Origin of the sequence: Streptomyces sp. NPDC003077, from assembly GCF_040611095.1 — a bacterium.
Lineage (GTDB): Bacteria > Actinomycetota > Actinomycetes > Streptomycetales > Streptomycetaceae > Streptomyces.
On sequence record NZ_JBEXNM010000145.1, the window covers coordinates 1 to 2,367 of the forward strand.

The 2,367-nt window shown below is 71.7% G+C and carries 2 protein-coding genes; one reads left to right on the plus strand and one right to left on the minus strand.

Annotated features, from left to right (window positions below):
* Nucleotides 1–95 precede the first annotated feature (95 nt).
* On the minus strand, nucleotides 96–1,370 hold the full coding sequence (locus tag ABZX96_RS38005) for a YafY family protein (RefSeq protein ID WP_355554256.1): 1,275 nt from the start codon (nucleotides 1,368–1,370) through the stop codon (nucleotides 96–98).
* 72 nt (nucleotides 1,371–1,442) lie between these two features.
* Here ABZX96_RS38005 and ABZX96_RS38010 point away from each other — a divergent pair, with 72 nt between their 5' ends.
* The gene (locus tag ABZX96_RS38010; RefSeq protein ID WP_355554258.1) at nucleotides 1,443–2,234 is read left to right on the plus strand and encodes an alpha/beta hydrolase; all 792 of its coding nucleotides are present in this window, start codon (nucleotides 1,443–1,445) and stop codon (nucleotides 2,232–2,234) included.
* Nucleotides 2,235–2,367: the final 133 nt, after the last annotated feature.

The following is a 2,367-nucleotide window of genomic DNA, read 5'->3' on the forward strand; positions in this document are numbered from 1 at the left end:
GGGGGTGGGGGGGGGGGGGGGGGGGCGCGCCCCCCGCCCACCGGCCGCGCCTCCGCGATCACCGGCTCGATGGGGGCGCGCAGCTTCGGGCCCGTTCAACGCTGGGACGGGGACGGGGACGGGACAGCCTTCACCGGCCCCGCATCGGCCCCCACCTCGTCATCAGCACAGGCGGCGAGCCGACGGGCCAGGGAGCGGACGTGCTCGCGCAGCGCGTCCGGGTACTCGATGACGAACGGCCGATCGAGCCAGGCCAGAACGGAAGGGACCCGCTCCAGCCGCTCGGCCCGCAGCCGGACCCGCACCCACCCGTCGTCCTCCCCGGCCCCGGAGACGGCCTCGGAGACGACCCGGGAGCCGGACGACTCGGTTGATTCCGAGCCTTCCGAGGCCTCCGAGCCCTCCAGGGCTTCCGACGCCTCCACCACCTCAGACACATCGGAAGACTCCACCACCTCGGACGTCCCGGAAGACTCCGCCACCCCGGAACCCCCACCCCCCGCGGAGGCCCCAGAAGCCGCCGCCCGATCACGCCCCGACCCTCCACCAGCCGCCCCCGCCACCCCACCAGGCAGCTCCTCAACGGTGACCATCCCCGCCGGAAACAAGCCCCGCACCTCCTCCACCCCGCCCCGAACCCGCAGCGACACCTCATGCCGATAGGGCACTTCGGCCAGCCCCGACAGCACCCGCGCCGCCGGATCGAACCCCTCCGGCACCTCGAACGACCCCGGCAGCATCCTTGCGTTCGCGATGCGGTCCAGCCGGAACGTGCGGATCTCGTCGCTGGCCGAGTCCGCCCCGGTGACGTACCAGCGTCCGGAGTGGACGACGATCCCGTACGGGTGCACGGTGCGTTCGCTGTGCCGGCCGTCCCAGGAGGTGTAGCGGACGGCGACCGGTCGGCGCTGCCGCGCCGCCTCCGCGAGCAGCAGCAGGACGTCCGTCTCCTGGGTGGCCGCCGGGCGGTCGGGGGCGGTGAAGTCGACGGTGGCCAGCAGCGCGTCCAGGCGTCGGCCGAGCGTCTCGGGGAGCACCCGGCGCACCTTGGCGGCGGCGCTCTCCAAGGCCGTCCCGGACGTGGTCGTCAGCCCGGCCCGCCGCCCCGCGACCAGGCCGAGCAGGACGGCCAGCGCTTCGTCGTCGGTGAGCATCAGCGGGGGCATCCGGTAGCCGGGGGCGAGCCGGTAGCCCCCGTACCGGCCGCGCACCGACCGGACCGGGATGTCCAGGTCGGTCAGGTGGCTGACGTAGCGCCGGACGGTGCGCTCGTCCACGTCGAGCCGGTCGGCGAGGTCGGCGACGGTGCGGGTGCCGCCGGCCTGGAGGATTTCGAGCAGGGCGAGCACGCGGGCGGTCGGTCGGGTCATGGCGGAAGTATCTCCGAACGATCTCCGAATACCGGGCGGATACTGCCCGGTATTGCCTTTAGCGTTCTGGCCATGGCGAACTACGTACTTCTCCCCGGTTTCTGGCTCGGTTCCTGGGCCTGGCGTTCCGTGACGGCCGAACTGCGCGGCCACGGGCACGATGTCCATCCGCTGAGCCTGACGGGCATGGGTGAGCGGGCGCACCTGGCCCGGCCCGACACCGACCTGGAGACGCACATCACCGACGTGCTCAACCTCATCCGGTACGAGGACCTGCACGACGTGGTGCTGGTCGGTCACAGCTACGCCGGTGCGGTGGTGATCCCGAGCGTCGCGGACCGGATGCCGGAACGCGTCAGGCAACTCGTCTTCGTCGACAGCGGACCGCTGCCGGACGGCATGTCCCAGGCGCAGTTCGGCTCGCCGGAGGAGCAGGCCCGCGACGCCGAACTGGTCCGCACGGCGGGGCATGGCCGGCAACTGCCGCCTCCGCCGTGGGAGCAACTTGCCTCTGAGGTGCACGGTTTGCCCGACGGCACGCTGGAGCGGCTGACGCGGCTCTCGACGCCGCAGCCGTGGGCCACCGCCACCACCCCGGTCCGGCTGACCGGAGCCTGGGAGAAGCTGCCGCGACTGCACGTGCTGTGCAGCTTCACGGTGGAACAGATGCGGGCGATGGCCGCCACCGTCCCGGCCTTCCGGCACATGGTGGCCGACGGCTGCACGTACCGGGAACTGCCCGGCTGGCACTGGCCGATGTTCGACCAGCCCGGCGAACTGGCGGCGATCCTGCACGAGGCGGCGGCCGGGCCATCGTCAGAAGAAGCAGAAGGAGCAGAAGGAGCAGAAGGAAGGGGCAACTAGCAGATCAAAGACGGCCCAAACGGCACATCAGGGGCAGGCGGCCACGGTAAATGGCGAGACAAGACACAGCAATAACTTGTGCAACCTTTACCTTTCCTTGATCGTCCAAGTGGTGCGCCGGAGCCCCGGCGCA